This is a genomic window from Pseudomonas sp. GW823-FHT03E05, from assembly GCF_058796855.1.
On sequence record NZ_JBXAJB010000002.1, the window covers coordinates 1,070,970 to 1,096,787 of the forward strand.

29 protein-coding genes and 1 pseudogene are annotated in these 25,818 nt (G+C 65.4%); 19 read left to right on the plus strand and 11 right to left on the minus strand.

Features of this window, described 5'->3' with window-relative positions:
* Positions 1-9 precede the first annotated feature (9 nt).
* From AC1RCO_RS12660 to AC1RCO_RS12675, 4 genes are read left to right on the plus strand one after another with little or no spacing between them, the layout of a single operon-like run.
* On the plus strand, positions 10-1,569 hold the full coding sequence (locus AC1RCO_RS12660; RefSeq protein ID WP_492617749.1) for a BCCT family transporter: 1,560 nt from the start codon (positions 10-12) through the stop codon (positions 1,567-1,569).
* Entirely contained in the window at positions 1,570-3,264 is a 1,695-nt protein-coding gene (locus AC1RCO_RS12665; RefSeq protein ID WP_492617750.1) for a hypothetical protein, read from the plus strand.
* A complete protein-coding gene (locus AC1RCO_RS12670) occupies positions 3,245-3,898 on the plus strand; it encodes a DUF3726 domain-containing protein (RefSeq protein ID WP_011059161.1) in 654 nt (217 codons plus the stop codon). Before AC1RCO_RS12665 ends, AC1RCO_RS12670 begins: the two co-directional genes overlap by 20 nt.
* A 43-nt stretch (positions 3,899-3,941) precedes the next feature.
* Positions 3,942-4,301: a RidA family protein gene (locus AC1RCO_RS12675; RefSeq protein ID WP_175456899.1), complete on the plus strand. Its 360-nt coding sequence runs from the start codon at positions 3,942-3,944 to the stop codon at positions 4,299-4,301.
* Between the two features lies 1 nt (position 4,302).
* On the opposite strand, the gene AC1RCO_RS12680 is transcribed toward AC1RCO_RS12675, so the two are convergent.
* The 3 genes from AC1RCO_RS12680 to AC1RCO_RS12690 form a co-directional block, all read right to left on the minus strand.
* Entirely contained in the window at positions 4,303-4,782 is a 480-nt protein-coding gene (locus AC1RCO_RS12680) for a GNAT family N-acetyltransferase (protein WP_053148985.1), read from the minus strand.
* A gap of 69 nt (positions 4,783-4,851) precedes the next feature.
* The gene (locus AC1RCO_RS12685; RefSeq protein ID WP_492617751.1) at positions 4,852-6,492 is read right to left on the minus strand and encodes an ArnT family glycosyltransferase; all 1,641 of its coding nucleotides are present in this window, start codon (positions 6,490-6,492) and stop codon (positions 4,852-4,854) included.
* 261 nt (positions 6,493-6,753) lie between these two features.
* Positions 6,754-7,638: an EamA family transporter gene (locus AC1RCO_RS12690; RefSeq protein WP_015634081.1), complete on the minus strand. Its 885-nt coding sequence runs from the start codon at positions 7,636-7,638 to the stop codon at positions 6,754-6,756.
* Between the two features lie 115 nt (positions 7,639-7,753).
* Here AC1RCO_RS12690 and AC1RCO_RS12695 point away from each other — a divergent pair, with 115 nt between their 5' ends.
* Entirely contained in the window at positions 7,754-8,536 is a 783-nt protein-coding gene (locus tag AC1RCO_RS12695) for an AraC family transcriptional regulator (RefSeq protein WP_019092815.1), read from the plus strand.
* 26 nt (positions 8,537-8,562) lie between these two features.
* On the opposite strand, the gene AC1RCO_RS12700 is transcribed toward AC1RCO_RS12695, so the two are convergent.
* Positions 8,563-8,880, minus strand: coding sequence for a hypothetical protein (locus AC1RCO_RS12700; RefSeq protein WP_011059155.1), 318 nt, complete (start codon positions 8,878-8,880; stop codon positions 8,563-8,565).
* Between the two features lie 365 nt (positions 8,881-9,245).
* Here AC1RCO_RS12700 and AC1RCO_RS12705 point away from each other — a divergent pair, with 365 nt between their 5' ends.
* Together AC1RCO_RS12705 and AC1RCO_RS12710 are read left to right on the plus strand one after the other, a co-directional pair.
* Entirely contained in the window at positions 9,246-9,716 is a 471-nt protein-coding gene (locus tag AC1RCO_RS12705; protein WP_015634078.1) for a hypothetical protein, read from the plus strand.
* An 85-nt stretch (positions 9,717-9,801) separates the two neighbouring features.
* A complete protein-coding gene (locus AC1RCO_RS12710; RefSeq protein ID WP_177190977.1) occupies positions 9,802-10,320 on the plus strand; it encodes a hypothetical protein in 519 nt (172 codons plus the stop codon).
* Positions 10,321-10,420: 100 nt separating this feature from the next.
* On the opposite strand, the gene AC1RCO_RS12715 is transcribed toward AC1RCO_RS12710, so the two are convergent.
* Positions 10,421-11,455, minus strand: coding sequence for a zinc-binding alcohol dehydrogenase family protein (locus tag AC1RCO_RS12715; protein ID WP_370058611.1), 1,035 nt, complete (start codon positions 11,453-11,455; stop codon positions 10,421-10,423).
* A gap of 106 nt (positions 11,456-11,561) precedes the next feature.
* Between AC1RCO_RS12715 and AC1RCO_RS12720 the strand changes: the two genes are divergently transcribed.
* The 5 genes from AC1RCO_RS12720 to AC1RCO_RS12740 all read left to right on the plus strand — a co-directional run bounded on the left by AC1RCO_RS12720 (position 11,562) and on the right by AC1RCO_RS12740 (position 14,792).
* Positions 11,562-11,915: a winged helix-turn-helix transcriptional regulator gene (locus AC1RCO_RS12720; protein ID WP_047283843.1), complete on the plus strand. Its 354-nt coding sequence runs from the start codon at positions 11,562-11,564 to the stop codon at positions 11,913-11,915.
* A gap of 32 nt (positions 11,916-11,947) precedes the next feature.
* Entirely contained in the window at positions 11,948-12,313 is a 366-nt protein-coding gene (locus AC1RCO_RS12725; protein ID WP_169893843.1) for a hypothetical protein, read from the plus strand.
* 122 nt (positions 12,314-12,435) lie between these two features.
* Positions 12,436-13,902, plus strand: a complete 1,467-nt coding sequence (locus AC1RCO_RS12730; protein WP_220223664.1) for an ArnT family glycosyltransferase — start codon at positions 12,436-12,438, stop codon at positions 13,900-13,902.
* 148 nt (positions 13,903-14,050) lie between these two features.
* Positions 14,051-14,248 (plus strand): hypothetical protein, encoded by a 198-nt coding sequence (locus AC1RCO_RS12735; protein WP_125063635.1) that lies wholly within the window; start codon positions 14,051-14,053, stop codon positions 14,246-14,248.
* 85 nt (positions 14,249-14,333) lie between these two features.
* Positions 14,334-14,792, plus strand: a complete 459-nt coding sequence (locus AC1RCO_RS12740; RefSeq protein ID WP_492617752.1) for a hypothetical protein — start codon at positions 14,334-14,336, stop codon at positions 14,790-14,792.
* A gap of 42 nt (positions 14,793-14,834) precedes the next feature.
* Here AC1RCO_RS12740 and AC1RCO_RS12745 read toward each other — a convergent pair whose 3' ends face one another.
* On the minus strand, positions 14,835-15,392 hold the full coding sequence (locus AC1RCO_RS12745) for a pesticin C-terminus-like muramidase (RefSeq protein WP_011059147.1): 558 nt from the start codon (positions 15,390-15,392) through the stop codon (positions 14,835-14,837).
* A gap of 168 nt (positions 15,393-15,560) precedes the next feature.
* Here AC1RCO_RS12745 and AC1RCO_RS12750 point away from each other — a divergent pair, with 168 nt between their 5' ends.
* From AC1RCO_RS12750 to AC1RCO_RS12760, 3 genes are all read left to right on the plus strand, one after another.
* Positions 15,561-15,944 (plus strand): hypothetical protein, encoded by a 384-nt coding sequence (locus AC1RCO_RS12750; RefSeq protein WP_011059146.1) that lies wholly within the window; start codon positions 15,561-15,563, stop codon positions 15,942-15,944.
* An 82-nt stretch (positions 15,945-16,026) separates the two neighbouring features.
* The gene (locus AC1RCO_RS12755; RefSeq protein ID WP_011059145.1) at positions 16,027-16,686 is read left to right on the plus strand and encodes a DUF2589 domain-containing protein; all 660 of its coding nucleotides are present in this window, start codon (positions 16,027-16,029) and stop codon (positions 16,684-16,686) included.
* An 80-nt stretch (positions 16,687-16,766) separates the two neighbouring features.
* The gene (locus AC1RCO_RS12760) at positions 16,767-17,348 is read left to right on the plus strand and encodes a DUF2589 domain-containing protein (RefSeq protein ID WP_401403437.1); all 582 of its coding nucleotides are present in this window, start codon (positions 16,767-16,769) and stop codon (positions 17,346-17,348) included.
* A gap of 50 nt (positions 17,349-17,398) precedes the next feature.
* On the opposite strand, the gene pmrG is transcribed toward AC1RCO_RS12760, so the two are convergent.
* Complete coding sequence (gene pmrG / locus AC1RCO_RS12765; protein ID WP_011059143.1) at positions 17,399-18,076, minus strand: lipopolysaccharide core heptose(II)-phosphate phosphatase PmrG; 678 nt, start codon at positions 18,074-18,076, stop codon at positions 17,399-17,401.
* Between the two features lie 67 nt (positions 18,077-18,143).
* Here pmrG and AC1RCO_RS12770 point away from each other — a divergent pair, with 67 nt between their 5' ends.
* The 4 genes and pseudogenes from AC1RCO_RS12770 (at position 18,144) to gliR (ending at position 21,557) form a co-directional block, all read left to right on the plus strand.
* A complete protein-coding gene (locus AC1RCO_RS12770) occupies positions 18,144-18,440 on the plus strand; it encodes a hypothetical protein (protein WP_138641097.1) in 297 nt (98 codons plus the stop codon).
* Between the two features lie 131 nt (positions 18,441-18,571).
* Positions 18,572-19,450 (plus strand): annotated as a pseudogene (locus AC1RCO_RS12775) (methyl-accepting chemotaxis protein); the annotation flags it as partial.
* A 201-nt stretch (positions 19,451-19,651) separates the two neighbouring features.
* Entirely contained in the window at positions 19,652-20,356 is a 705-nt protein-coding gene (locus AC1RCO_RS12780) for a methyl-accepting chemotaxis protein (protein WP_373366100.1), read from the plus strand.
* Positions 20,357-20,528: 172 nt separating this feature from the next.
* The gene (gene gliR / locus AC1RCO_RS12785) at positions 20,529-21,557 is read left to right on the plus strand and encodes an AraC family transcriptional regulator GliR (protein WP_492617753.1); all 1,029 of its coding nucleotides are present in this window, start codon (positions 20,529-20,531) and stop codon (positions 21,555-21,557) included.
* Between the two features lie 6 nt (positions 21,558-21,563).
* On the opposite strand, the gene AC1RCO_RS12790 is transcribed toward gliR, so the two are convergent.
* The 4 genes from AC1RCO_RS12790 to AC1RCO_RS12805 all read right to left on the minus strand — a co-directional run bounded on the left by AC1RCO_RS12790 (position 21,564) and on the right by AC1RCO_RS12805 (position 25,727).
* Positions 21,564-21,932, minus strand: a complete 369-nt coding sequence (locus AC1RCO_RS12790) for a glyoxalase superfamily protein (protein ID WP_492617754.1) — start codon at positions 21,930-21,932, stop codon at positions 21,564-21,566.
* A gap of 116 nt (positions 21,933-22,048) precedes the next feature.
* Complete coding sequence (locus AC1RCO_RS12795) at positions 22,049-23,515, minus strand: N-acyl-D-amino-acid deacylase family protein (protein WP_174395811.1); 1,467 nt, start codon at positions 23,513-23,515, stop codon at positions 22,049-22,051.
* Between the two features lies 1 nt (position 23,516).
* Complete coding sequence (locus AC1RCO_RS12800) at positions 23,517-24,377, minus strand: MurR/RpiR family transcriptional regulator (protein WP_053156278.1); 861 nt, start codon at positions 24,375-24,377, stop codon at positions 23,517-23,519.
* A complete protein-coding gene (locus tag AC1RCO_RS12805) occupies positions 24,378-25,727 on the minus strand; it encodes a GntT/GntP/DsdX family permease (protein ID WP_492617755.1) in 1,350 nt (449 codons plus the stop codon).
* Positions 25,728-25,818 lie beyond the last annotated feature (91 nt).

Consider the following 25,818-nt stretch of genomic DNA (forward strand, 5'->3'; position numbering starts at 1 on the left):
GGAGGCACCATGGAAATTCCAGGCGAAATCAAAGCGGGGATCGACACCCGCTCGCTGCACAGCCGCGCCGCTGGAACCCTCGACTGGTCGATTTTCTGGATCAGCGGAGGTTTCTTCCTGCTGTTCCTGGTCATTGCCCTGATAGACCTGAACACCCTTTCCAGCCTGATCGGCCACGCCTTCACCTGGAGCACCCACTACTTCGGCCTGTACTGGCAGGTGCTGATGCTGGCGACCTTCGGCGCCAGCCTGTACATCGGCTTCACCCGCCTGGGCCGGGTGCGCCTGGGCGGCGTCGGGCACAAGCCCAGCATCAGCACCTTCAACTGGGTATCGATGATCATGTGCGCCCTGCTGGCCGGGGGCGGCGCCTTCTGGGCCGCTGCCGAACCCATGATGCATTTCATCGCCCCACCGCCGTACTTCGGCGCCGTGGCCAAGAGCGACGCCGCCGGCGTGGCCGCACTGTCCCAGTCGTTCCTGCACTGGGGCTTCATGGCCTGGGCGGTGCTCGGCAGCCTGCTGACCGTGGTCTACATGTACCTGCACCACGAAAAGAACCTGCCGCTGATGCCGCGCACCCTGCTCTATCCGCTGCTGGGCGAGCGTGCCCTGAAGGGCCCGATTGCCGTGTTCGCCGATGCCTCGGCGATCATCGCGGTGGTGGCCGGCACCATCGGCCCGGTGGGTTTTCTCGGCCTGCAGATCGCCTTCGTCCTGCACTCGGTGTGGGGCGTGCCGAACACCATCATGGTCCAGGCCATGGTGATTCTCTCGGTGACGGTGATCTACACCCTGTCCTGTGTGGTGGGCCTGGGCGGCCTGCGGCTGGTGAGCAAGGTCCACGTGTGGCTGATGCTGGGCCTGGCGGCGTTCCTGTTCATCTTCGGCCCCACCCTGTTCCTCAGCGAAACCCTGGCCCAGAGCCTGGCGGTGCACGTCACCAGCTTCTTCCAGATCGCCCTGTACCGCGATGACAACGCCTGGCTCAACAGCTGGACCCTGTTCTACTGGGGCTGGTTCATCGGCTACGCGCCGATGATGGGTATCTACGTGGCCAAGGTCTCCCGCGGGCGCAGCATCCGTGAGGTGATCACCCTGATGTCGGTGGCCGCCCCGCTGATCACCATGCTCTGGTTCACCCTGGTGGGCGGCACCGGGATCGGTATCGAACTGCAGTCGCCGGGCCGCGTGATCAGCCACGGCGTGCAACCTGAGGCGCTGCTGCTCGGGGTGGCCCAGTCGATGCCGCTGCCCAACCTGATTTCGGCGCTGTTCCTGTTCCTCAGTTTCTTCTCGGTGGTCACCAGCGCCGGCTCCATGTCCTATACCGTGGCCATGGCCATCAGCAGCAACCACGCCGAATCCCCGGCCTGGCTGCGGGTGTTCTGGGGCGCCGGCATGGGCCTGGTGGGGGCGACCCTGATCACCCTCGGTGAGGGCGGCATCAGTGCCTTGCAGTCGTTCATCGTGATCACTGCGGTGCCGGTGTCGCTGCTGATCCTCCCGGCGGTCTGGGACGCGATCCGCATTGCCCGGCAAATGGCCCGTGAACAGGGGGTGCTCTGAATGAACCTGCGACCACCCGCCAGCGTCATGAAGGCGGCGCGCCTGGGGGCCTTCCACCAGTCCCGGCTGTCGTTCATGCGCCAGTTGCTGCGCCGCCTCAAGGCTGAAAACTGGCAGTTCCAGCGCCCGCTGTGGACCCTCGACAGCCAGGGCGTGGGCCGCGCGGTGTACACCGCCACCGGCCCGCAGCGCAGCTACAGCCTGGTGGCCTTCGCCCATGACCTGGACCCGGCACTGCGCTCGGACCGGGTCATCGCCACCGCCTGGGATGCCACCTTCGCCCTGTTCGACGGCATCCCCGATGCCGCCGACCTGGACCGCCTGGAGGCCAATGTGCCGAAGCAGGAAGCCGGGCGTATTTCCTCCCGCGAGCTGTGCATGGCCCGGGCCAACCGTTCGGTGCGGCTGTTCGACCATGTGATCGAGGCCCTGGCTGCCGGTCGCCAGCCGCAGCGCGAGTTCATCGATGAAGTCGGCTACCTGATGCGCACCACCGCGGTCTATGGCAGCGGCAAGTTCGGCGCCGCCGACCGTGAAAGCATCGCCCAGCGGCCGGAGCTGGCGGCACCCTTCCAGGCGGAAATGCTCACCGTGTTCCTGATCCGCACCTTCACCCTGGACCTGGTGGAGCACCTGGCCCAGGCCCGGGCGCCCCGGCAGGCGGTGCCCCTGGAGCCGCAACTGCGCCGGCGCCTGGGCATCGGCAACTCCACGGGGCTGGGCATGGCGCCGTTCCTGCTGAACCATCCAGTGCTCTTGAACAACTGGGTACAGGCCCGGGAAACCGCCCTGCAACGGGTACGCGCCGTGCGCCAGCCATCGGCTGCGGAGCGCCAGCGGTTCGTCGAGTTTCTCACCCGGGCCCAGGCCGGCATCGGCCACTGGCACTCCGAGCACGAACTGCAACACGGCCGCATCCTGCAACTGCAAGGTGACCTGCAGCGCCTGGAGCACCATCTCGCCAGCGGCATCCTGGAGCAGGATTCCCCCTGGGACGAACTCTATCGCTGGGCCGAAGGCGCGCTGTCGCTGGAAGCCCAGGAATGCCTGGTGTCGCTGCTGCTGGAGCCCTACGGCCACCTGGTGGATGAGCTGGGCGCCGGTATGCAGGCCGATGAGCAGGCCAGCTTCAGCGTCGACGGCAGCATGAGCATCGGCCGCCTGCGGCAGATACTCGACGAGCATTATTCCTGGGTCGCGGCCATCGACTTTTCCAGCCAAGCCAGCCGCGCGCTGTTCTGGTACGTCTCCGAGGAAAAACTCGAACCGCGGATCGGCCAGCGCTTTGCCGAGCCCGGGCAAGACCTGGAGCAGCCCCTGGCAGTGGCCCGGGACATCGCCCAGTTGCAAGCCGCCCTGCCCGGCTGGAGCGACGCGCAAAGCGTCGCCAGCTTCCTGCTGCGGCACCCGGAACATCGCCACAGCCTGCGCCGGGTGCAACTGGCGCCAGCGTTCCCCTACGCCGACATCCAGGACAATCTGATCGACCAGGCGCTGCTGCCCATCGACCTGCTGCGCTGCAAGCTGTCGTTCTTCGGCGCCACCCACTTCGACCCGCGCTCGGATCGCTGGGTACGCATCACCCTCTACCAGAACGCGCCCTTCCCCCATGAGCTGGGGCAGATGGCCGCGGACGACTGGTCCTACCCCAACCTCGACAGCCAGGAGCAGCGCCGTGCATGCCTCGTTGAATGAAATCGAAAGCCTGTGCAAGAAAGCCGCCCGCGGTGCCGGGCTGTCCTGGGGCCTGGCGGAGGAAGCCGGCAAGGCCGCGCGCTGGCTCTCGGCCCACGGCCTCGACGGGCCCGGCGTGCTGGCCACGCAACTGCGACAGAATGACGGCTGTGCCTACCAGCAACTGGCCCCGGATGTCAGCGCCGAGCCCTGGCAGGTGCCAGGGCATGCCCTGTGCCCGCTGATTGCCGGGGCGACCCTGAGCGACCACGCCTACCTGCTGCGCAGCAACGGCCGCATCGAGCTCCGGCAGGTGGCGCACCCGCAACTGCTGCTGCCCTTTGCCAGCGCCACCGCGCGCCAGCTCGGCCTGTGGCTGGAGCTGTCCTGGAACGGCTGCTGCCTGAAGTTTTCCCCCTCGGGCGAAGCCTGGCTGGTACGTGCGCAGAACCTGGGCGCCGCCACAGCCGCCCAGGTGCGCTGCGCTTGCACAGATCCTGCCGGCACCCTCGGCAAGCCTCTGGCGGGCAGCATTCCGGACCTGGGCGACAGCCCCCAGCACGACCTCGATCACCTGGCCGCCCGCACCTACGTGCCGGCCTCCGAAGCCTCGCGCCTGCTGGGCGCCGGGGCCGGCCTGAGCGACAACAACTGACCTTTCCACCCTTGAACCAATGGACGAACCAATGGACCTCGACATGACCTCATCCCTCCAGCGAATCGGCACCACCGCGCGCTTCAGCCAGGCCGTGATCCACAACCGGACCGTCTACCTGGCAGGCCAGGTTTCGCAATTGACCGAAGGGGACATCCGCGCCCAGACGCAGGATGTGCTGCAACAGATCGACGCCCTGCTGGCCAGGGCCGGCACCGACAAGGGCCACCTGCTCAGCGCGCAGATCTGGCTCAAGGACATGGCCGACTACCCGGCCATGAACCTGCTCTGGGATGCCTGGCTCGAAGGTGTGCAGGCACCGGTGCGGGCTTGCGTGCAGGCGCCCATGGCCAAGCCGCACTACCGTATCGAAGTGTTGGTGATTGCTGCGCAACCGGCCTGAATCAGCCCAGCCCTGGCCCGGTCTCAGTGGCCACCAGGGCCCGCTCCATGATCAGCGTCAGCTCCTCGCCCTCATAATGCTCGCGTACCCGGACAAAGCCCAGGCGGGCATAAAAGCCTTCAGCGGTGACCGACGAGGGCACCACCAGCGAGGTCTGGCCCGAATCCAGCGCCGCCTGCTCGACCGCGGCCATCAGTTGCCGCCCCAGGCCCTGGCCGTGGTAGGCCGGGTCGACAAACACCGAACGCACCGCACGCCCGTCGAGGCTGGCGGTGCCCCGCAATTCCCCGTGCACCAGGGCGACAAACATCTGCCGGCGCTGCATCAGTTGGCGCACTGCATCGGGGGTGAAGCTGGCCTGGACCCGCTCGATCACACTGGCGGGGTAGTCCTGGGCATTGCTGGCGAGCAAGGCCGCCAGGATCACCTGGCTGACCTGTGGAGCATCGGCCGGTACGGCCGGACGAACCTGATATTGCATGACCACTCCCTGGTTATCCCGCGGATGACAGTGGCCAAAATACGGCCCGCCCCAGGCCCTGCCAAGCACTTATTGCAACTGGAACACCAGGCAGGGGTTGTCGTTGAGCCGCCCCTCGAACACCGGCAACTGATTCTCCAGGGAGGTGTTATCCAGCAGCCCCCGGTCCTTGCGCGCGATGATCACCCAGGAGTCATGGGGCAGCGAGTCCAGGTGCCCGGGGTCGTCGCCACTGACGAACAGCGGCTGTTCGTCGTGGTCCAGGTTCATCATGTAGCGCACCGCCCAGGTGTCCTGGCCCAGGTTGAAGAACACCAGCGGCCCGGGGCTGGCCTGGCGCAACTGCTCCACCTGGGAAACGAAGGTCCTGGTGTCGAACTGCAGGTCCTTGGCCGGGTCCACCACCGCCACCAGCAACGTCCATTGCGCCGCCAGCGCCAGGGCGCTGAGCAGCACCAGGCGCCGCCCGAAACTGCCCAGGGTCCTGCGCCAGCCATACAGCGCCAGCAGCTGCAACACGACGAAGATCGCGATCAGCAGCGGCATGGACACCGGCGGCCAGTAACCGTGCTTGTGCCAGCTGTGGCGCAAGACGAACAGCACCAGGATGCACAGCCCCGGCAGCAGCCCCACCAGCCACAGGTAGCCGCTGCGCACCTTGCCCAGCCAACCCCGGGCCGTGAGCAGGCCGTAGGTCGCCACCGCAGCGAACATCGGCACCATGGGCAGGATGTAATAGGCGCGCTTGAAGTGCGGCACCGACAGGCCCAGCAGGATCATCAGGCCACAGGCCCCCAGCCGAAGTACCAGGCGCAGCTGCGGGTTCACATGGCGCTGCGACCATTGCCGGCGCAATACCCAGAGCGTCGCCAGGGCCAGGGGCACCACCGGGAAGTAGCGGTACAGCGCCAGCTGGAAGTAGAAGTAGAACGGCTCGCCGCTTTCATCCAGGCGCCCGACCACCTGCATGTTGTAGACCTGACGGACGAAATCTTCGCCACCAGCGAGATAGGCCAGTTGCATCAGCAGCCACCAGCAGCCGGCCAGCAACAGGAGGCCACTGACGCCATAGGCGAGCACCCGTTTGATCAGCGTCAGCCGCGCCTCGCGGGTGCGGCTGTCCCCCAGCAACCAGTAGGTGCAGGCCACCCCGCAGACTTCCACCAGCCCCAAGGGCCCGCGAATGGCAAAGGCCAGCACCAGCAGCGGCAGCACCGCCCACAACCGCAGCCGGGAGCCCAGTTGCTCGCCGCTGTGCAGCAGGTAGAAGGTGCCCAGGCACAGCAGGGAAACCATCTGGTCCAGGCACACCGAGCGGGACTTGTCCAACAGCTGGCTGGTCAGCGCCGTGAGCAGCACCGCGAGCAGTGCCCAGGTGCGCCCCGAAGGCGCCAGCAAGCGATACAGCAGCGCCAGCACCCCGGCCGAGGCCAGCGCGGTGGGCAGGATATTGGCCAGGTGGTTGGGGGCGCCGAAAGCCTGGGCGAACAGGTAGCTGAAGAAGGTCGCAGTGCCCGGGTAGTCCGGGTATGGCTGGCCGTAGGTGGTGGGGAACAGGCTGGCGCCGTGGCGGAACATTTCCTGCAGGAACAGCGCCCAACGGCCGTCGAAACCCTGGGGCTGCTGGTCCCAGATGCCAAAGGTGAACAGCAGCAGGGCCACCAGGTAAATACCCCAGGCCTCAATACTCAAACGCGTTTCTCGAACCATCTTCGCCCCACCAGAAAGCGCCGCACCCAAAGCGAGGCATTAAGGCTGGACATGTTGCTCGCGCAGCCCCTGAACGGTGCCTGAACAAGGATAAAAAACCCGCTCCGGCACAGCCGACTGTAGCCGCTGCCGAGCCCGCGAGGCTGCGAAAAGGCCCGTAGGGCCTTGCCTGGCGGTCTCCTGGCAAACCTCTGGCGGCCTCAGGGTCCCTGCGCTTCCTGCGACAGTGCCGCCCGGAGCGTTCGCAGCCTGCGGCAGCGGCTACAGGGAACGGCGACCCAGGGTGAAAAACCGGCGCCAGTCGAACTGCCCCACCGCCAGCGCCAGCAGGATCAGGCCCATGGAAATGCCCTCCTCGACCCCAAGCCGCTGCCCCAGGATCAACACCGAACCGGCCATGCCGAACACCGGGATCAGCAGCGACAAGGGCGCCACCCGGGAGACCGGATACTCGCGCAGCAACAGGTTCCAGCCCCAGTAACAAAAGTGCGTTGCAGCATAGACCTGAAACATCAGCGACAAGGCCGCGCCGGCGGACACTTGCCCGGCCAGTTGCAAAAACGGCGCCGCACCATGGCTTATCCAGGTCAATGCCAGCAGCGGCAATGGCGCAAACAGGCTCGCCCAGACCACGAAAGCAAACACCTCGCGCACCCCGCAGCGCTTGATGATGACGTTGCCCACGCTCCAGCTGAATGCACTCACCAGCAGCAGGGCATAACCCAGGCTGGTGGCATGCCCGGGGCTGTCGCCAATGATCCGCAGCAGCCCCCACAGGGCAATGGCCGTGGCCAGCACCTGTTGCAGGCGCAGGCGCTCGCCGAACAGCAGCACGCCCCAGCCCAGGGAGAAAAAGGCACTGAACTGGATCAACAGTGCAGCCGTGCCCGGCGCCACGCCGTGATCGATCCCCAGGTTGATCAGCGCCCACATGGCCACGCCGAAAATCAGCCCGTAGGCCGCCAGCCAGGCGAATGCCACCGGCGGGCGCGGCACCAGGAACACCCAGGGCAGCGCCGCCAGGGTGAAACGCAGGGCGGTGAGCAGCAACGGATCGATACTGGCCAGGCCCAGTTTGGTGATGGGAAAGTTCAGGCCCCACAAGGCCGTCACCAACAGGGCCAGGAACAGGTGTTTTTTCTGCATGTCGCGCGATCCAGGACAGGCGGCCGCAGGTCATTCCCCGGCCGGGGCCGAACTATCGCCCCGGCGCGCCATGGCCCGCTTGCAGTATCAGGTCAATTATCAGTAGATTCGGGCCATGCAACCCATCGATATCGACCCTTACGAAAATACCCCGCGGGATGTGGTGGTCACCGCCATCGACTACCCCGACGGCCTATACTTCGCCGAGCACCAGCACCGGCGCGGGCAGTTCGCCTATGCGGCCACGGGGGTGATCAGCGTCTTCAGCGACCAGGGCAACTGGGTGGTGCCGCCGCAGCGGGCCATCTGGGTGCCGGCCGGCGTGCCCCACGCCATGCACATGAGCGGGCCGGTGACCATGCTCAACACCTATGTACGGCCCCGGGCAGCCAAGCGCCTGGGCCTGCCGGAGCAATGCCAGGTGCGGGAGGTGTCCGAGCTGCTGCGCCAGTTGCTGCTGCGGGCCACGGCCATTCCCCCGCGCTACGCCGTGGGCAGCGTGCAGGGCCAGGTGATGAACCTGCTGCTGCATGAAGTCGCGGCCATGCCGGCCCTTGCCCTCAATGCTCCGCTTCCCCGCGAGCCACGGCTGGCCAGGGCCTGCCGCGAGGCGCTGGAGCAACCTTCGCTGGAGTTGGGGATCGATGAAATGGCCGAGCGCGCCGGCATGAGCCGCCGCACCTTCACCCGGCTGTTCCGCCAGCACACCGGCATCAGCTTCGTCGAGTGGCGCCAGCAGGCCTGCCTGCTGGCTGCCGTGGTGCGCCTGGGCCAGGGCGAAGCCGTGACCCGGGTCGCCAGCGACCTGGGCTACAGCAGCCCGAGCGCGTTCAGCGGTGTGTTTCGCAAGGTATTGGGCGAGACGCCCAGCCGCTACTTTGCCCGGGCCCGGGCCTGAAGGACCCGAGCCGGAGCGAGGCCGTGCTAGAGGAACACGGCGGACAACATCCCCAGCGCGCCGAGGCAGAAGCCGATCAAGGCACCGCGCCCAGGCGCCTGCTGGAACAGGGCCCAGATCACCAGCGGCTCCAGGAGCAGCAGCGACGTTACCGAGACCACGGTGATGATCCAGATGTCGCCCACCGCCACGTAACCCAGCCAGTAGGCCGCCAGCAGGCAGATACCGCCCAGGCACATGATCAGCACCGGCAACGCCAGTTCGGCACCGGAGGTGTTGCCGGAATGGGCCAGCCGCGCCACCACCACTTCACTGTAGATGGCACAGAACTCGCCCAGCACCATCAGCCCTACAGCAGAAACTCCGAGTAATTCTTTGGACATGTAACAAACCCCTTCGTATTGAGAGCCCGATTTTTCAGCTCCCAGGCATTGATCGCTCCGCTGACGGAGCCTGTATCTCGATGCGCAGGGGTACGAGGCAACTCGGTAATATCCAGGAACTTGAACATGTCCATCTCCTTCTGGGTGGGGGTACAAACCGGGCCCGTGCACGACCGACGGGCCGCTGCCTGTATAAGGGATTTTCTGCCCCGGCGTCATCCACCAGAGCGCGTCGACCGCGAAAAAACCACGCAAACTCCACAAACAGACAGGCTCGCTGCCGATAGCCTTGCTCCGGTCATTCTCAGCCTGAAGCCACTGCCACCATGCCCCAGCCGTCCACATCCCTTCGCACCGTTGAGCCCTCTGATTGGGTTGCCACCTATTTCATCAGCGTCGCGACGCTAGCCCTGGTCCTGACATTGCTGGTCAACCTGGTCGTGCAGTTCAGCAGCCGGGACCCGTGGAGCAATCTGCTCGATGTCCTGTCTTTCAGCGTGGTGGCACTGCTGGTGAGCGTGGCGGTGATAGGCGCCGTCGCCGCCCTGCCCTGCATCCTGTTCTTCTGGCTGGCCCAGCGTTTCACCTGGCGCCATCTGTGGATCTACCTGTTGGGCGGAGCCCTGGCGGCGCTGCCCGCCATTCCCATGGTGGTGGGCCTGTCTCCCGGCTTTTTCAACCTCCCGCACGGCGTCAACATCCTTGAGCGCTATGCACCGTTGGCACACTTGTTCGGCGCTTGCGGGGCCTTTCTGGGAGCGATGTCCTGGTGGCTCAGCGGGCGTCATCTGCGCTGACTACTTCCTGCAGGAGCCGGCTTGCCGGCAAAGAAAGCTCCCACGGCCCCGGCCTTGTCACTCACCTCAAGAAGCGATATTTCCCATGCCCGCAAAAACGCCAACCCTTCGTACCGTGCAGCCTGAAGACTGGTTCGCCGCCTACTTCATCGGCGTCACGGCCCTGGCCACGCTCGTGGCCGTGCTGATGATGCTGGGGATGCTGGCCGGTGCCGGCGCGTTGAACACGGACATCATTCTCCAGACGCTGTTCGTGGGCCTGCTGACCCTGGTGTTGAGCGGTGTGCTGATCGGCATTTTCACGGTCCTGCCCTGTGTGCTGTTCTTCTGGCTGGCCCAGCGCTTTGCCTGGCGCAATGTGCTGATCTATCTGTTCTGCGGTGCACTGGCGGCGATGCCGACCATTCCGCTGGTGATGAGCCTGGCCCCGTCGAGCTTCTACACCGACTCGCCGGATGAAGAACCCGAGCCCGAAGGGCTGGCGCGCTACCTGCCGGTGGCGCCGCTGTTCGGCTGTTCTGGGGCCTTCCTCGGCGGCATCTTCTGGTGGCGCAGCGGGCGCCACCTGCGCCGATCAGCCCTCCCCGACACTCCACTTCCATAGGAGCCGGCTCGCCGGCGCAGAGGCCCTGCGGCCCTGCGCCAGAGGTGGTGCCGCCTTCGCTGGCAAGCCAGCACCCAATCAGCGCCCACCCAGCCAGCGCCTACAAGGAGGCGATGGGCTGGGCGTCGCGGGCCACTACCACCTTGCCCGGCAGGCCGCCCTGCTCCACGCGCTCATGGGCCCGGCGCAGGCTGTCGGCGTTGAACGGGCTGAAGACTTCATTCAGGGTGCAGCGGATCAATCCCTGGTCCAGCAACTGCGCCAGCCGGTTGAGGATGTGGTGCTGCTCGATCATGTCCGGGGTCTTAAACAGGGCGCGGGTGAACACCATCTCCCAGTGCAGGGATACGCTCTTGGCCTTGAGTGGCACCGCATCGAAGAAGTCGTGATCGTCGATCAGCGCGATATGGCCATGGGGCACGATGATCCGGGCCAGCTCGGCATAGTGCCGCTGGGTATGGGTCAGGGCGGCAATATGGGTCACGGGTGGCAGGTCCAGGGCCGCCAGTTGCTCCACCAGCGAACGAGAATGGTCCAGCACCTGATGGGCCCCCAGGTCCAGGCACCACTGGCGGCTGTCCGGCCGCGAAGCCGTGGCGATGACGGTCATTGCGGTCAGCCGGCGCGCCAGCTGGATCAGCACCGAGCCAACGCCACCGGCACCGCCGACAATCAGCAGCGTGCCCTGTTCAGCGAGGTCGCCGGGCACCCGGCCCAGGCGCTCGAAGAGCAATTGCCAGGCGGTCAGCGAGGTCAGCGGCATGGCGGCCGCCTGGGCGAAGGACAGGCTGGCCGGCTTGTGCCCCACCAGGCGCTCGTCCACCCGGTGCAGCTCGGCATTGGCGCCATCGCGGGTGAAGGTGCCGGCATAGAACACCGCGTCCCCAGGGGCGAACAGGGTCACCGCGCTACCCACCGCGCGGACCACGCCACTGGCGTCCCAGCCCAGGGTCCGCACCTCGTCGGGCACCGCCACCTGGCCGGCGCGGACCTTGGTATCCAGGGGGTTGACCGACACTGCCTCGACCGCCACCAGCAGGTCGTGGGGTTCCAGTGGCGGCGGGTCCAGTTGCACCTCGCAGAACGCGTGGGGGTCAGACAAGTGCGAGCCTTTGAGGTAGGCGATGGCCTTCATTGCAGAGCTTCCTTGGCGATTGAAAGCGCACACTTAAATCCCTCATGCCCTGCCCGCACAAGTAGGGTACTTTTGCGTACCAGCTACGCAAAAGGGTCGTCAGGCAATGAAAAACAAACACTATCAGGACATTCCAGGCTGCCCGGTGGAGGTCACCCTGGACCTGATCGACGGCCGCTGGAAAGGCGTGGTCCTGCACCAGTTGCTGGCCAACGAGTTCCTGCGTTTCAACGAACTGCAACGGCGCCTGCCGGGGATCTCCCAACGTCTTTTGACCAAGCAGTTGCGGGACCTGGAAGCCGCCGGCCTGGTGTCGCGCACGGTGTACGCCGAGGTGCCGCCGCGGGTGGAATACCGCCTGACCGACGAGGGGCAATCGCTGCAGCCGGTGATCGAGGCGCTGTCGGCCTGGGGCCGCGGGCGCATCAGCCGGCAACAGCAGGAAAGCGCCCTCACCTGATCCCTCACCAGAGCCCTCACCAGAGCCCTCCCATGCCCACCCACCCGGATGCTCCAGCAAGGTTCAAGGTCTACCAGGGCTCGACCCTGCTCGGTTGGTCGGCCCTGGAGTCGGCCGACCCGCCCATGGGTGTGGCCTTCGGCCAATTCATCGCCGCCCCGGCCTATGCCGGCCTCCAGCAGCAGGTTCGCGCACTGGCAGGAGCGAGCCAGAGCGGGCTGCACCTGGTAGTACACCACCTCGACCAACCCGTGCCGGCCCTGGGCGTGAGCATTCAGGACTACTCCGCCGAATGTGGCGCCGATGCCATCGAGATCACCGTGCTGGGCATCGCCTACCCCCTCTACGAACAGCTGTTCCCGCAAGCCGTGGCCGCCTACCAGCAGGCCATGGGCTAATCCGCGCACAGCCGCACGCTTTCCCCCTACTTGTTCACAATTCGTTAAGACTTGCCTACGTATACTTTCGGGCTTGCCCGCGGCCTTCCGGCTGCGCCCCTCGACCTGCCGGCGCACAACTCATGTCACGACCCGCTCCGCTGCTGTTTCTGCTGGCCTGCCTGCTGTTCTTCTTTGCCCTGGGCAACCACCAGTTGCAAGGTTCCACCGAAGCCCGGGTGGCCGGGATCGCCATGGAAATGCACCTGGACGATGACTGGGTCACACCGCGCCTGTTCGGCACGCCATTCCTGGAAAAACCGCCGCTGAGCCTGTGGCTCGATGCCGGGGCCATCCGCGCCTTCGGCGGCACGCCCCTGGCGGTGCGCCTGGCCTCGGCCTTCGCCGGGCTGTTCAGCGTGATGCTGCTGTACGCCATGCTGCGCCGCTTTGGCCGGCCGGCAGCCCTGGCGGCCATGGCCGGGCTGATGCTGGCGACCATGGCCAGTTACTGGAGCAACGTGCGCGGCGTGGGCGAGGATGCCCTGCTCAGCCTCGGGGTAACCCTGGCCCTGCTGGCGTTTTTCCAGGCCCATCGACGCCAGGCCGCGCAGCAGCCGGCGCTGCTCTCCTGGCTGGCGTTCGCCGGCGGGATCGCCATCGCCACCCTGAGCAAGGGCGTGCTCGGCCTGGCCATGCCCGGGGTGGTGATCTTCGCCTACCTGCTGGCCGACAGCCTGATCGACAAGCGCTTCACCTTCAGCCACTGGCTGCGCCCGGGCCTGCTGACCCTGCTGGGGCTGGTGCCGCTGATGATCTGGCTGTACATGCTCTACCAGCGCGGCGGCCTGCAGGCCCTGGGGGAAGTGCTGTGGACCAACAGCGTCGGGCGCTTCGACGGCTCCTTCGAGGAGGCCGGGCACTACGAGCCCTTCTACTACTACCTGGCCAAGCTGCCCCAGGCCTTCCTGCCGTGGAACATCCTGGTTTACCTGGGCCTGTGGCATTTCCGTAAAACCCTGGTGCAGAACCGCTACCTGCTGTTTTTCAGCCTCTGGCTGCTGGCGCAGTTCGCCCTGCTGTGCCTGGCTTCGAGCAAGCGCACGGTGTACCTGATGTCCCTGACCCCGGCCGCGGCGGTGCTGGCGGCGGAATATGGCGCAGTACTCTACCAGCGCCTGGCCAAGCGGGCCCCGGGCACGGGTTTCTGGAGTGCCGTGGGGCGCCAGCGCAGGGGGTGGCTGATAGCGCTCATGGCCCTGGTGATCGGCGGCTATCTGGTCAACGCCCAATGGGCCGCGCCCAGGGCCGACCGCGAACTGTCGTTCGTTCCAGTGACCGACCGGATCATGGCGTTGCAGGGTAGCGGGCACCAGCTGGCGCTGTACCAGGCCAACGAACGCATCGCCGGCGCCAGCGTGTTCTACACCCAGAGCCTGCTCAAGGACCTGCAGAACGAGGCGCAACTGCTGGCCTTCTTGCGCGAGTCGCCGCAGCACATGGCGGTACTGGGTGGCGCCGAGGCGCCCAAGCCGCCGCTGCAGATCCAGCAGACCCTCATGGTGGGCCGCCAGGCCTACTACTTCGTCAACCTGGCGCCGGCCGGCTGAACGCAAAAAAAACGGCACCTGAATCAGGTGCCGTTTGCCCATCCCCGCCGCCCATGCCCCTTGAACCCTTTCCCGCTGATACCCGCCCGCCGCCCTTGAAACCATGACTCCTGCCCAACGACGGGCTTTCCCCGAAAAGGAGTCAGACATGAGCATCAGCGTTATCAGTAGCCCCCTGAGCCGGGCCGTTGCCCAGAAGGCCGGGTTGCGCCAGCAACTGGCGGCGCAAAACATCCTTGGGGTGGAAAACATCAACGACAACGCCATCGGGAACACCGTGGCCAAGGAACTGATCGCCAAGAGCAGCAAGGAAGGCCTGCGTCGGGACTACCTCGACGCCCGCTGAGCCTTGCCCCCGGCGACACCCTCGTTGCCGGGATCTTCCCTATGTTCGTGTCGGGCCGTTACGGCCTGGAAAAGGAGATATTCCCATGTTGATTCTGCGTTCACTGATCCTCGGCCTGAGCCTGCTGGCCAGCGCTGCCCAAGCCCTGGAAACCACCAATCTCCCACCCGCCACCCTCAAGGCCTACGCCGCCACCCTGAGCACCGCCGCCGGCAACAGCCAGTGGCAGCAGCTGTGGAAACGCTCTCGGGACCAGGGCGCATTCAGCCAACAGGGTGAACAACCGCGCTTTACCATCACCCAGGACAAACTGCCGGACATGGCTCGCAGCACCTTGATCAATGCCAGCAGCGTAACCCCGCAGAACACCACCCAGGCGCTGTACCGCTATGAGTTTTCCAACCCCATCGGCCAGGCCAAGGGCATTTCCCTCAAGGCCATGTGCCTGTTGGTGGACTGGCGCTCGCTGCCCAGCGGCACACAACCCGACGACACCAGCCACATGGGCAACGCCAGCCTGCTGCAAACCTACCCCTGCCCTTGAAACCGGCAAGCCGCCCAGGCCTTGAGCCTGGGCGGCGAGCACTTACGAGGTTAGCTGCGAGCCCAGCAGATCAGCCTCCTTGCGCCGGCGAGTGCCGTAGCTGTCGCCAAAGTTGCGCAGGTTGGCCAGGGCACTCTTCCAGTCGCGGGCCACCACCTGGGCCCAGAAGTTCGGTGTGCGACTGGCCAGGTTGCCGTACTGAAAGGCCACCGAGGCGATAACGGTCTGCATCGGTGCCGGCAGTTGGGCGAAGTCCACTCCGCTGGCCTGGGTGTAGTTCGCTGCCAGAAGATCGACGAAGGGCGCCTTGAATGCCTCGTCCACCAAAAGCGCCTCGTCACTGCTGATGTTCAAGGGCTGGCCGTCGAGAAACGCCTTGGCCTTGAGCCCCTTCAGCCCCAGGTAGGGGGTCAGTCGCCGGATCAGGTCCGCCGGCAGATTGAGCGCCTGCAGGTCCTCTACGTTCCGTTGCCCCAGATCGAAGCCTGTGCCCACCGTGACGCCACTCTTGCTCTTGTCCGGATCGGGCACATAACCGCGGGTAATGGCAGCTCCCTCCAGAGCGGCGATAAAGCTGAAATCAATCGCGTAGCGTGACATGGATTTTTCCTCATCCAGTTTAGGAAAATCCAGTGCACCACCAGCGACCGATACAACATCAGAATGTAATAGTTCCCCTTAATAGGGGGGAAATTTCCCACTGAACAGAGGACGAGACACCTCCTTAGGATCAAACCAGCCTTATCCATAATTCCAAGGAGGTACCAAATGGACGTGAAAGACCTCGTACTCATCGATGTTCGCCAGCTCCCTCACTCGCTCCAGGCCCTCATCGACTGCATCGGACTGGAAAATGCCTACCGCCTGACCCGTGAATACGGCGGCCGCCCCAAGTACATCCCCAAGCACGCCGAACGTACCTCCCTGGCTTTGATCCTGCCGCCCGACGCCCTCAACGCGCTGATCGAGCGTTTCGCCGGCCTGGCCCTGGAGATCCCCAAGGCCGACCACTTCTGCCGGCAGATCCGCAACCAGCACATTCAACTGGAAAGCCTGGGCGGTATTTCCCGCAGTGTGCTGGCGGACAAGTACGGCCTGAGCCTGCGGCAGATCGGCAACATCCGCCGCCTGGATGCCAACACTCACCGGTAATCGATTCCTGCTGAATCGGCCTTCACGGCTTTCTTAACCTGCAAGGGCGCATTTCGCGCAACAAAGAACAAGGAGCTAGACCATGGCAGATATCGATAAGGGCCTGATTGGCGGCGTGATCGCCGCCCTGCCCCTGGACAAGATGATCACCGGTCCACTGATGGCGATGATTCAGGCGCAGGTCGCCGCGAGCAAAGCCTATGCGGACTTCCTGATGGGCGTGTGCATTCAGAACGGCCAGGCGGTTTCGGTGCAGTTCGACTATGACGAAACCCTGGTGGATGAGCAGGGGGTGTACAAGGGCACCGTGAAGAAGTCGATGCGTATCCCGTTGCTGGCGGCCATCAGTCACCCCAACATCACCATCGAGGAAGGCTCCATCGAGTTCGAGCTGACCATCAGCCAGATGGCCGAGGACACCAGCAGCACCGAAGCCTCCGGCAGTTTCGAGGCGAAGATGGGCTGGGGCCCGTTCAGCGTTTCGGTCAAGGGCGCGGCGAGCCACAAATCGACCCAGACCCGCAAGACCGACACCCGTGCCCGCTACGCCATCAGCACCAAGATCGTCCGCCAGGACCCACCGGAAGCCCTGATGCGGGTCATCGACTTCCTCACCGACGCAGCCACCAAGCCTGTGCGGCTGCCTAGCACTCAACCGACCGACACCGACAAGCTGCCCACCGCCAACGCGCTGAAAATGCCCGATGCCGCGGACGAGAAGAAAACCGGCACCGGCGGTTGATCCACACCGCGCCTTCGCCCCAGTAACCCGCCCCGCCTTCATGGCGGGGCACTTCAGCCACCGAACAAGGAGCGTGATCCATGGCGTTTTTTTCTCGCAGCAAGGAGCCCATGTCCGCCAGCGACCTGAGCCATATCACCCGCGGCATGCATCAGGCAGCAGCCGCCACCCACAACCTGATCGCCCAGCAGTACATCAAGTTGTTCGACCAGTTCTTCGACTACAACGTCGACGACCTGGGCACGCCGATGAAGGCCAAGATGGTCGAGGTGGCGCTCAACGAAGACCACATCATCAATGTGCCGCTGATTGCCCTGGTCTCGCCCAAGGGCCTGGCCCTGCACAAGATGACTGTCGACCTGTCGGTGCGCATGCAGGCCACCGAGCTGCAGAAGGCCAGCCACGACCTGGAGAACGGCGAGCTGCAGAGCGAGAAGTTTTTCGTCACCTTCGGTAGCGGCAAGCGTGACGGCCAGGAACGCGACCCGGACGAGGTACAGATCAGCATGGAGTTTCGCGACTGCCAGCCGCCGGAAGCGATCCAGCGCCTGATCGAGGAGTTCACCAACCTGATCAGCCCGCAGCGCATCAACGACGGCCCGCTAGCCACCCCGCCAGCGGCTGGCACGCCACCGGCCGAGCCGGACCTGCTGGCACCTTGAGCCGCTTCCTATGCCCCTGAAGGCCAGCTACACGGAGCGGCCGCCTGCGGTCAGGGCTTGAGGTTCACCGAGCGCCAGTCACTGGCCTCGATCAGGCCGAGCATCTTCGGCGCGCCATTGAGGGTATCGGTGGAGACGAACAGGGAAGCGCCGTACCCCAGGGTCGGGGTCGCCCGTTTCAGGTCCTGCTCCATCTGCGCCATGCATTCGCTGTGGGTCACCAGCACCAGGTTGCGCCCGGCGACCTTGTGCGCCATGACATCGCGCAACATGGTGTTCTTGCAGTTGAACAGCCAGCCATCGCCACTGCTGACCTTGCTGAACATGTAGCTCGCGGTCTGCGCGGTGCGCGTCAACGGGCTGTTGTAGATATCGGTACGCTCCAGGCCCAGGTGCTCGAACTGCGCGCCGAGCCCCACCGCCACCTCGCGGGCCCGGTCGGTAATGCCATCGGCCGGGCCCAGGCACGCGGCATTGGAGCGGTCGCAGCGCTCCATGTGGCGCACCAGCACAATCATTTCGCCCTTGTCCCAGGCGGCCGTCAGGGCCTGGAGCCCGGCCCCGTTGCCGTGGCTCAGGTCGGGCACCGAGGCCGGCCGGAGCAGGAACAGCCCCAGGGGAATCACCAGGCAGGCGCCCAGCAGCAGCGCCAGCAGGTTCTTGTAACGGACCAGGACGCGCCCCAGGAAGGGCCGCTTGCTCGCCGGCAACACCAGTCTTGTAGTCAATTCCCAGCCGCCCTTACGAGAATGTTCCGATGTGTTGAGCAGCGCACAGCAAGGCTACGAAAGCCTGATGACAATTGAACGCTGGCCGATGCCCGTGGCATCGACCGCCCAGACTCTAGGGCGCCGGGCGTGGGACCCGAGTGAAATCAATGTGAAAAAAAGCTCAACGGACCGGCGGCACATCCCGCAAAATAGCCGTCCATCGCCTAAAACATTGTCTTGGGACAATGCCGACGAAATCGTTTCAGCTATGGCACATCCCGCCGATACACCCCCTACAAAACACCTTGCTGGTCACCAACAACAACAATCTTCCAGCCAACTCAAGATCAAGAAGAGCTACGTTCCTGGAGGAATTCAATGAGTAGTTGGTTTGCCAACATCAGCGTCAACCTTAAGCTGGGCCTGGGTTTCGGCCTGGTCCTGGCCCTGACCACCGTCCTTGCACTGACCGGCTGGACCAGCCTGGGCAGCCTGATCGACCGCAGCAACTGGATGAGCGACATCACTCAGCTCAACAGCGGCCTGACCAAGCTGCGGGTCACCCGCCTGCAGTACATGCTGGCCAACGGCGACGAAACCGCCGCCCAAGGCGTGCAGAACACCCTGGACGATTTCAGCGCCCAGCAGAAAAAACTCCTGGCCTCGTTCCAGAGCCCGGAAAACATCAAGCTCCTGCAAGGCCTGGGCGCGACCATCAGTGCCTATCAGGATTCGCTGAACAAGATGCGCAACGCCTACCGCAGCGGCGACGCCGCACGCCTGGCGATGAACCAGAACGCCGAACGCGCCAATGACCTGATCAACGGGATCAACTCCTGGGTCAAGCAGTTGCCCCTGAGCGATGAGCGCTTTACGCAGTTCCAGGCCATCACCCAGGCCAAGGAAGCCTTCCAGCTGGCGCGCTATGAAGTGCGCGGCTACGTCACCACCAACAACCCGGACACCGAACAGAAAGCCGTCACCCAGCTCAACGCTGCGATTGCCGAAATGGATCAGCTCAAGTCCCATTTCAGCAGCACCCAGCGCGATGCCCTGCAACAGCTCGAAACCGCCCTGAGCGGCTACCGCAGCTCGCTGCAGGCCTTCAAGGTCGCCTTCACCAACGCCGTAGAGGCGCGCAAGGAAATGACCGACCAGGGCGCCGACATCGTCAGCCGCAGTGACGCCCTGTACCAGATCCAGCTGGACCGCCGCGACATCGAGAGCGCCCAGGCCCGCAGCCTGCAGCTGATCAGCACCCTGCTGGCGCTGCTGGTCGGTGTACTGGCCGCCGTGATCATCACCCGGCAGATCACCCGCCCGCTGCAGGAAACCCTGGCCGTGGTCGAGCGCATCGCCTCCGGCGACCTGACCGAGAACCTGCGGGTCACCCGCCGCGACGAACTGGGCGTGCTGCAACAAGGCATCGTGCGCATGGGCGTGACCCTGCGCGAGCTGATCAGCGGCATCCGCGACGGCGTGACCCAGATCGCCAGCGCCGCCGAAGAACTGTCCGCGGTGACCGAAGAAACCAGCGCCGGGGTCAACAGCCAGAAAGTCGAGACCGACCAGGTGGCCACCGCCATGCACGAGATGACCGCCACCGTGCAGGAAGTCGCGCGCAATGCCGAAGAAGCCTCCCAGGCCGCGGCCGCCGCCGACGGCGAAGCCCGCCAGGGCGACAAGGTGGTGGCCCAGGCCATCGAGCAGATCGAGCGCCTGGCCAGCGAAGTGGTGCGCTCCACCGACGCCATGACCGTGCTGCAACAGGAAAGCGACAAGATCGGCAGCGTCATGGACGTGATCAAGGCGGTGGCCGAACAGACCAACCTGCTGGCACTGAACGCCGCCATCGAAGCCGCCCGCGCCGGTGAAGCCGGCCGTGGTTTCGCCGTGGTCGCCGACGAAGTGCGGGCCCTGGCCCAGCGCACCCAGAAGTCCACCGAAGAGATCGAGGAACTGGTGGCCGGCCTGCAGAACGGCACCCAGCAAGTGGCTACCGTGATGAACAACAGCCGCAGCCTGACCGACAGCAGCGTCGAGCTGACCCGCAAGGCCGGCGCCTCGCTGGAAAGCATCACCCGCACCGTGTCCAACATCCAGTCGATGAACCAGCAGATCGCCGCCGCTGCCGAGCAACAGAGCGCCGTGGCCGAAGAGATCAGCCGCAGCATCATCAACGTGCGCGACGTCTCCGAACAGACCGCCGCCGCCAGCGACGAAACCGCAGCCGCAAGCGTTGAACTGGCGCGCCTGGGCGGCCAGTTGCAGATGATGGTCAGCCACTTCCGCGTCTGATTCGCGCAGGCCCCTTCGCCGGCAAGCCGGCTCCTACACCCTCCGTAGGAGCTGGCTTGCCGGCGAAAGGCGCCAATCCCCGGACCCGAGCATTTACACCCATCAGGGTTTGCCCTTACCTTTCCCGGTCTTCGTCCTGCTGTCCTAGGGATTAGTCACCAGGAACCCGTTCATGCCCAGCCTCGGTTTTACTTCGGTCCCGCCCCTGCTGAAATACCTGCTCTATGCGGAGCAATTGGGTATTGCCACCGAGCCGGCGCTGGCGGCGGCCGGGCTTAGCGCCGCGCAGTTGAACGACACCAGCCTGCGCCTGCCGATGGAGGTGCATGAGCGGCTGCTGGACTATTTCTGCCAGCACTCGGGCGATCCGCTGTTCGGGCTCAATTCGGCGCGCTTCGTCAAACCCAGCTCGTGGAATGTGCTGGGCTACATCACCATGAACTGCGCGACCCTCGGCGAAGCCATGAGCCGCATCATGCCGTTCGAAAAACTGGTGGGGGACATGGGCACCAGCCGCGCCGAAGTCACTGGCAACCAGGTGCGGCTGATCTGGAGTTGCCGCCATCAGCGCCCGGACATCCGCCGGCACCTGGTGGAAAACGTCCTGGCGTCCTGGCTGTTGTATGCGCGCTGGATCGCCGATTCGCAGTTGTCGCCCAGCGCGGTGTGGTTCGAACACGCCCTGCCGGAACCCGCCGAGGCGGCGCAGTACGAGGCGTTGTTCGGCTGCCCGGTGCTGTTCCAGCAACCCTGCTCGGCGCTGGTGGCGCCGCTGGAGTACCTGCAGATGCCGCTGCGCCAAGCTGATGCGCGCCTGCTCAAGACCCTGGAAGAACATGCCCAGGCGATGATGGCTTCCCTGGGCGATGCGCCCCTGGCCTTGCAGGTGCACAACGTGCTGCGCCAGTTGCTCAAGGACGGCCTGCCGCGCAAGGAGCAGGTGGCGCAGCACCTGCACCTGTCGGTACGCACCCTGCAGCGCCAACTGCAACAGGCTGGCACTTCATACCAGCAGATTCTCGACGACCTGCGCCAGGAGCTGGCCGAGCACTATCTGCGCCACAGCGAGCTGTCGATCCAGGGCATCTCCGATTGCCTGGGTTTCACCGAACCGCGCTCGTTCCACCGCAGTTTCAAGACCCGCACCGGGCTGACCCCGGGGCAGTTCCGCCTGAGCGCGCAGAGCTCCGGCAAGGCCTGAAACCCGTTACACGCTGATGACGTTGGTGAACACCAGGCGATTGCCGAACGGGTCGCTGATGGTCATGTCCTGGCTGCCCCAGGGCATGGCCTGGATCTGCGGATGGGAGAAGCGGTACTGCTTGGCCAGCAACTGCTGCTGGAAGGTTTCCAGTTCATCGGTCTCGATCCGCAGGGCCGCACCCGGCGAGCAGTCGCCATGGTGCTCGGTAAGGTGCAGCACGCACTCGCCCCGCGAGACCTGCAGGTACAGCGGAAAATCGGCTTCGAAGCGGTGTTCCCAATCCAGGGAGAAACCCAGGAAATCGAGGTAAAACTCCCGGGCCTTGGCTTCATCGAAGATCCGCAGGATGGGGGTGGTTTTGCCAAAGCTCATTGCGCGACTCCCTGACTGAAATGAGCCGACTATACAGACGGCGATTATCAGCAGTTCGGCGCCGCTCGGGGATTCTTTAATAGCACAGCGCCATCATTGTGATGGAGGTCAACAAATCAGCCAGCGGATGCAAATCCCGGGCGCAGGTCACCTTCCCGGGGCAGGAAGCGCCCCTGGCGTTCACCGTTGGCCCGGCCCTGGGCAAAACTGCACACGCCATTGACCCAGACCCCATCGATGCCTTGCGCGGCGCGCTGCGGCTCCTTGAAATCCGCCACGTCGCGCACCCGCGCCGGGTCGAACAGCACCAGGTCGGCCCAGTGCCCTTCGCGGATCTCGCCACGCTGGTGCAGGCCGAAGCGCGCCGCGGACAGCCCGGTCATCTTGTGCACCGCAGTGTGCAGCGGGAACAGGCCCAGGTCGCGGCTGAAGTGCCCGAGTACCCGGGGGAAGGCGCCCCACAACCTTGGATGGGGGAAAGGATCTTCCGGCAGGCCATCGGAGCCGATCATCGACAGCGGATGGGCGAGGATGCGCCGCACATCGTTTTCATCCATGCCGTAGTACACCGCCCCCGCCGGTTGCAGGCGCTCGGCGGCGGCCAGCAGGCTGACGCCCCAGTCGGCGGCGATCTCGCTCAAGTCGCGACCGCCCTGCTCGGGGTGCGGTGTGGACCAGGTGATGGTGATGCGGTAGGCATCGGTGACCTGCTTGAGGTCCAGGGTCGAGGAACTGGCGGCGTAGGGATAGCAGTCGCAGCCCACCGGGTGTTCCCGGGCGGCGTTTTCCAGGGCTGCCAGCAGTTGCGGGCTGCGCCCCCAGTTGCCGGCGCCAGCGCACTTGAGGTGCGAGACGATCACCGGTGCCCGGGCCGCGCGACCAATCAGAAAAGCTTCGGCCATGGCCTCCAGCACCGGCTCGAACTCGCTGCGCAAATGGGTGGTGTACACCGCGCCGAACGCCGTCAATTCCTGGGCCAGTTGCAGCACTTCATCGGTCTCGGCGCAAAACGCGCTGGCGTAGGCCAGCCCACTGGACAGGCCGAGGGCGCCGTCCTCCAGGCTTTCGCGCAGTTGCCCGCGCATGGCGCTGATTTCATCGGCCGTGGCCGTGCGAAACAGGTCCGGCAGATGGTTGCTGCGCAGCGCGGTGTGCCCCACCAGCGCCGCCACGTTGATCGCCGGGCGCGCGGCATCCACCGCCGCGCGGTAGTCACGAAAACGCGGGTAGACGAACATCGAGCGCTCGCCCAGCAGGTTCATCGGGTCCGGCGGGTCGCCCTTGAGGGTCACCGGCGCGGCGCTGATCCCGCAGTTGCCGACGATCACCGTGGTCACCCCCTGGCTGAGCTTGGGCAACATCTGCGGCTGGCGAATCACCACCGTGTCGTCATGGGTATGCACATCGATGAAACCCGGGGCCAGCACCCGCCCGGCGGCGTCGATCTCTTGCTCGGCGCTGGCCGCGGACAGATCGCCGATGCGCGCGATGCGCCCGTCGAGGATGGCCAGGTCGGCGGGGTAACCGGGACGGTCGCTGCCGTCGATGATCAGGGCGTTGCGGATCAGCGTGTGGTAGCGCATGTCAGTCTCCCAGGGGCAGGCAATCGTCGCCGCCACGGTAATGGTCCAGGGCCAGCTTGATCCGTCGCAGGCGTTCCTGGTTGTCATCGGGCAGGGCCAGGGCCAGCTCGGTGGCCAGCACATCAATGGCCAACAGCATGCCGTAGCGGGCCGCGGTGGGTTTGTAGATGAGCGAGGTCTCGGCGCTGTGCAGCGGCAGCAGCACATCCGCCAATTGCGCCAGGGGCGAGTCGGGCAAGGTAATGGCCAGGATCCCGGCGCCGTAGGTACGGGCCAGGGCCACCGCCTCCAGCAGCTCGGGGGTGATACCGGTCAGCGAACAGGCGATCACCGCGTGCTGCGGCCCCAGGGCGGCGGCGGTGACACGCATCATCACCGGGTCGTGGCAGGCGGCAATGGGGTAGCCCAGGCGTACCAGGCGCACTTGCAACTCGCTGCTGCACAGGGTCGAGCAACCGCCCATGCCGAAGGCGTGGATCATCCGCGCGCGCCCCAGCAGGCGCACCGCATCGGCGAATTGGGCCTCCTCGAAACCGGCCAGATGCTGGTGCAGCGCAGCTTCGATATCGCCAACGATCTGCCGGTAGAACCCGGACTGTTCCGGGGTGCCGGCAGGGTCCAGGAAGCGGCTGCCCACCCCACTGGCCTGGGCCAGCTGCAGGCGCAACTGGCGCAAGTCGCGGCAGCCGACGCTGCGGGCAAAGCGCGACAGGGTGGCGGCGCTGACTTCAGCGCGGCGGGCCAGTTCGTCGAGGCTGGCAGAGGCGGCAAAGCCCACATCGTCGAGCATCAGCCGGGCGATCCGCCCTTCCCCGGCGCTGAGAAAATCCAGGCGCGAGCGGATCTGGTAAAGGATGTCCATCTACAAAAACTCCGCGAGGACCAGGGTCAGTCCGAAGGCGATCACCGAGATCAGGGTCTCCAGCACGGTCCAGGTCTTGAAGGTCTGGATGACGGTCATATTGAAGTATTCCTTCACCAGCCAGAAGCCGCCGTCGTTGACGTGGGAAAGAATCACCGAGCCGGCGCCGGTGGCGATCACCAGCAGTTCCGGGTGCGGGTAGCCCAGGCCGACGGCCACCGGCGCCACCACCCCGGAAGCGGTGGTCAGGGCCACGGTGGCCGAACCGGTGGCGACCCGCATCAGCACCGCGAACAGCCAGCCCATCCACAACGGCGAGAGCTGGAACTCATGGGCCAGGCCGACGATCTGCTCGGTCACCCCGGAGTCGATGAGAATGCGGTTGAGGCCGCCGCCGGCCCCCACCAGCAGGGTGATGCTGGCGGTGGGCGCCAGGCATTCGTTGGTGAACTTGAGGATCGATTCGCGGTTCATGCCCTGGGCCAGCCCCAGGGTCAAGAAACTCACCAGGGTGGCCACCAGCAGGGCGATCACCGAGTTGCCGATAAACAGCAGGAACTGGTTGAGGCCGGTGCCGGGCTCGGCCAGCAGGTTGGCCCAGCCGCCGAGAAGCATCAGCACCACCGGCAGCAGGATGGTGGCCAAGGTCAGGCGGAAACTCGGCAGGCGCAGGCGCGGCTCGCGGGCGATGAACTGGCGCTCCAGGGGGTTCTGCGCCGGCAGGTGGATGTGCGGCACGATGAACCGCGCGTACAGCGGCCCGGCGATGATCGCCGTGGGCACACCGATCAGCAGCGCATACACCAGGGTCTGCCCCACCGACGCCTGATAGGCCTGCACCGCCAGCATCGCTCCCGGGTGCGGCGGCACCAGGGCGTGCACCACCGAGAGCCCGGCGACCATCGGCAAGCCCACCATCAGCAGCGACACCCCGACCCGCCGCGCCACGGTGAAGGCAATTGGCACCAGCAGTACGAAGCCCACTTCGAAGAACAGCGGCAGCCCCACCAGGAAGGCGATGCAGACCATGGCCCAGTGGGCGTTGCGTTCGCCGAAGCGGTCGATCAGGGTGCGCGCCACCTGCTCGGCACCACCGGATTCGGCCATCAGCTTGCCGAGCATGGTGCCCAGTGCCACCACCAGGGCGATATGCCCCAGGGTCTTGCCAACCCCGGCCTCGTAGGCGCTCACCACTCCGGAAGGCGGCATGCCGGCCATCAGCGCCAGGCCCACCGACACCAGGGTGATGACGATAAAGGGGTTGAGTCGGTAGCGGGCGATCAACACGATCAGCGCAATGATGGCGACTGCGGCGTAGCCCAGCAGCCAAGAACCCGTAGCGGGAGCCATGGCGTCCTCCTTGAAAACAGCGTCACTTTCGAATGGTTGTGAAATTCATTAATCACTTAGAAAGGTGAACTTCAAACCGAGTGAAACTTAT

Bases quoted from the DNA above. Each gene is read 5' to 3' on its own strand.
- AC1RCO_RS12800 (WP_053156278.1), bottom strand. From the start codon at position 24,377: ATGGACATCCTTTACCAGATCCGCTCGCGCCTGGATTTTCTCAGCGCC.
- AC1RCO_RS12660 (WP_492617749.1), top strand. From the start codon at position 10: ATGGAAATTCCAGGCGAAATCAAAGCGGGGATCGACACCCGCTCGCTG.
- AC1RCO_RS12740 (WP_492617752.1), top strand. From the start codon at position 14,334: ATGTTGATTCTGCGTTCACTGATCCTCGGCCTGAGCCTGCTGGCCAGC.
- AC1RCO_RS12700 (WP_011059155.1), bottom strand. From the start codon at position 8,880: ATGGTGCTGGGCGAGTTCTGTGCCATCTACAGTGAAGTGGTGGTGGCG.
- AC1RCO_RS12705 (WP_015634078.1), top strand. From the start codon at position 9,246: ATGCCCCAGCCGTCCACATCCCTTCGCACCGTTGAGCCCTCTGATTGG.
- AC1RCO_RS12710 (WP_177190977.1), top strand. From the start codon at position 9,802: ATGCCCGCAAAAACGCCAACCCTTCGTACCGTGCAGCCTGAAGACTGG.
- AC1RCO_RS12745 (WP_011059147.1), bottom strand. From the start codon at position 15,392: ATGTCACGCTACGCGATTGATTTCAGCTTTATCGCCGCTCTGGAGGGA.
- AC1RCO_RS12695 (WP_019092815.1), top strand. From the start codon at position 7,754: ATGCAACCCATCGATATCGACCCTTACGAAAATACCCCGCGGGATGTG.
- AC1RCO_RS12805 (WP_492617755.1), bottom strand. From the start codon at position 25,727: ATGGCTCCCGCTACGGGTTCTTGGCTGCTGGGCTACGCCGCAGTCGCC.
- AC1RCO_RS12795 (WP_174395811.1), bottom strand. From the start codon at position 23,515: ATGCGCTACCACACGCTGATCCGCAACGCCCTGATCATCGACGGCAGC.
- AC1RCO_RS12685 (WP_492617751.1), bottom strand. From the start codon at position 6,492: ATGGTTCGAGAAACGCGTTTGAGTATTGAGGCCTGGGGTATTTACCTG.
- gliR (WP_492617753.1), top strand. From the start codon at position 20,529: ATGCCCAGCCTCGGTTTTACTTCGGTCCCGCCCCTGCTGAAATACCTG.
- AC1RCO_RS12715 (WP_370058611.1), bottom strand. From the start codon at position 11,455: ATGAAGGCCATCGCCTACCTCAAAGGCTCGCACTTGTCTGACCCCCAC.
- AC1RCO_RS12665 (WP_492617750.1), top strand. From the start codon at position 1,570: ATGAACCTGCGACCACCCGCCAGCGTCATGAAGGCGGCGCGCCTGGGG.
- AC1RCO_RS12750 (WP_011059146.1), top strand. From the start codon at position 15,561: ATGGACGTGAAAGACCTCGTACTCATCGATGTTCGCCAGCTCCCTCAC.
- AC1RCO_RS12760 (WP_401403437.1), top strand. From the start codon at position 16,767: ATGGCGTTTTTTTCTCGCAGCAAGGAGCCCATGTCCGCCAGCGACCTG.
- AC1RCO_RS12720 (WP_047283843.1), top strand. From the start codon at position 11,562: ATGAAAAACAAACACTATCAGGACATTCCAGGCTGCCCGGTGGAGGTC.
- AC1RCO_RS12690 (WP_015634081.1), bottom strand. From the start codon at position 7,638: ATGCAGAAAAAACACCTGTTCCTGGCCCTGTTGGTGACGGCCTTGTGG.
- AC1RCO_RS12680 (WP_053148985.1), bottom strand. From the start codon at position 4,782: ATGCAATATCAGGTTCGTCCGGCCGTACCGGCCGATGCTCCACAGGTC.
- AC1RCO_RS12675 (WP_175456899.1), top strand. From the start codon at position 3,942: ATGACCTCATCCCTCCAGCGAATCGGCACCACCGCGCGCTTCAGCCAG.
- AC1RCO_RS12790 (WP_492617754.1), bottom strand. From the start codon at position 21,932: ATGAGCTTTGGCAAAACCACCCCCATCCTGCGGATCTTCGATGAAGCC.
- AC1RCO_RS12735 (WP_125063635.1), top strand. From the start codon at position 14,051: ATGAGCATCAGCGTTATCAGTAGCCCCCTGAGCCGGGCCGTTGCCCAG.
- AC1RCO_RS12770 (WP_138641097.1), top strand. From the start codon at position 18,144: ATGACAATTGAACGCTGGCCGATGCCCGTGGCATCGACCGCCCAGACT.
- AC1RCO_RS12730 (WP_220223664.1), top strand. From the start codon at position 12,436: ATGTCACGACCCGCTCCGCTGCTGTTTCTGCTGGCCTGCCTGCTGTTC.
- AC1RCO_RS12755 (WP_011059145.1), top strand. From the start codon at position 16,027: ATGGCAGATATCGATAAGGGCCTGATTGGCGGCGTGATCGCCGCCCTG.
- AC1RCO_RS12725 (WP_169893843.1), top strand. From the start codon at position 11,948: ATGCCCACCCACCCGGATGCTCCAGCAAGGTTCAAGGTCTACCAGGGC.
- AC1RCO_RS12780 (WP_373366100.1), top strand. From the start codon at position 19,652: ATGACCGCCACCGTGCAGGAAGTCGCGCGCAATGCCGAAGAAGCCTCC.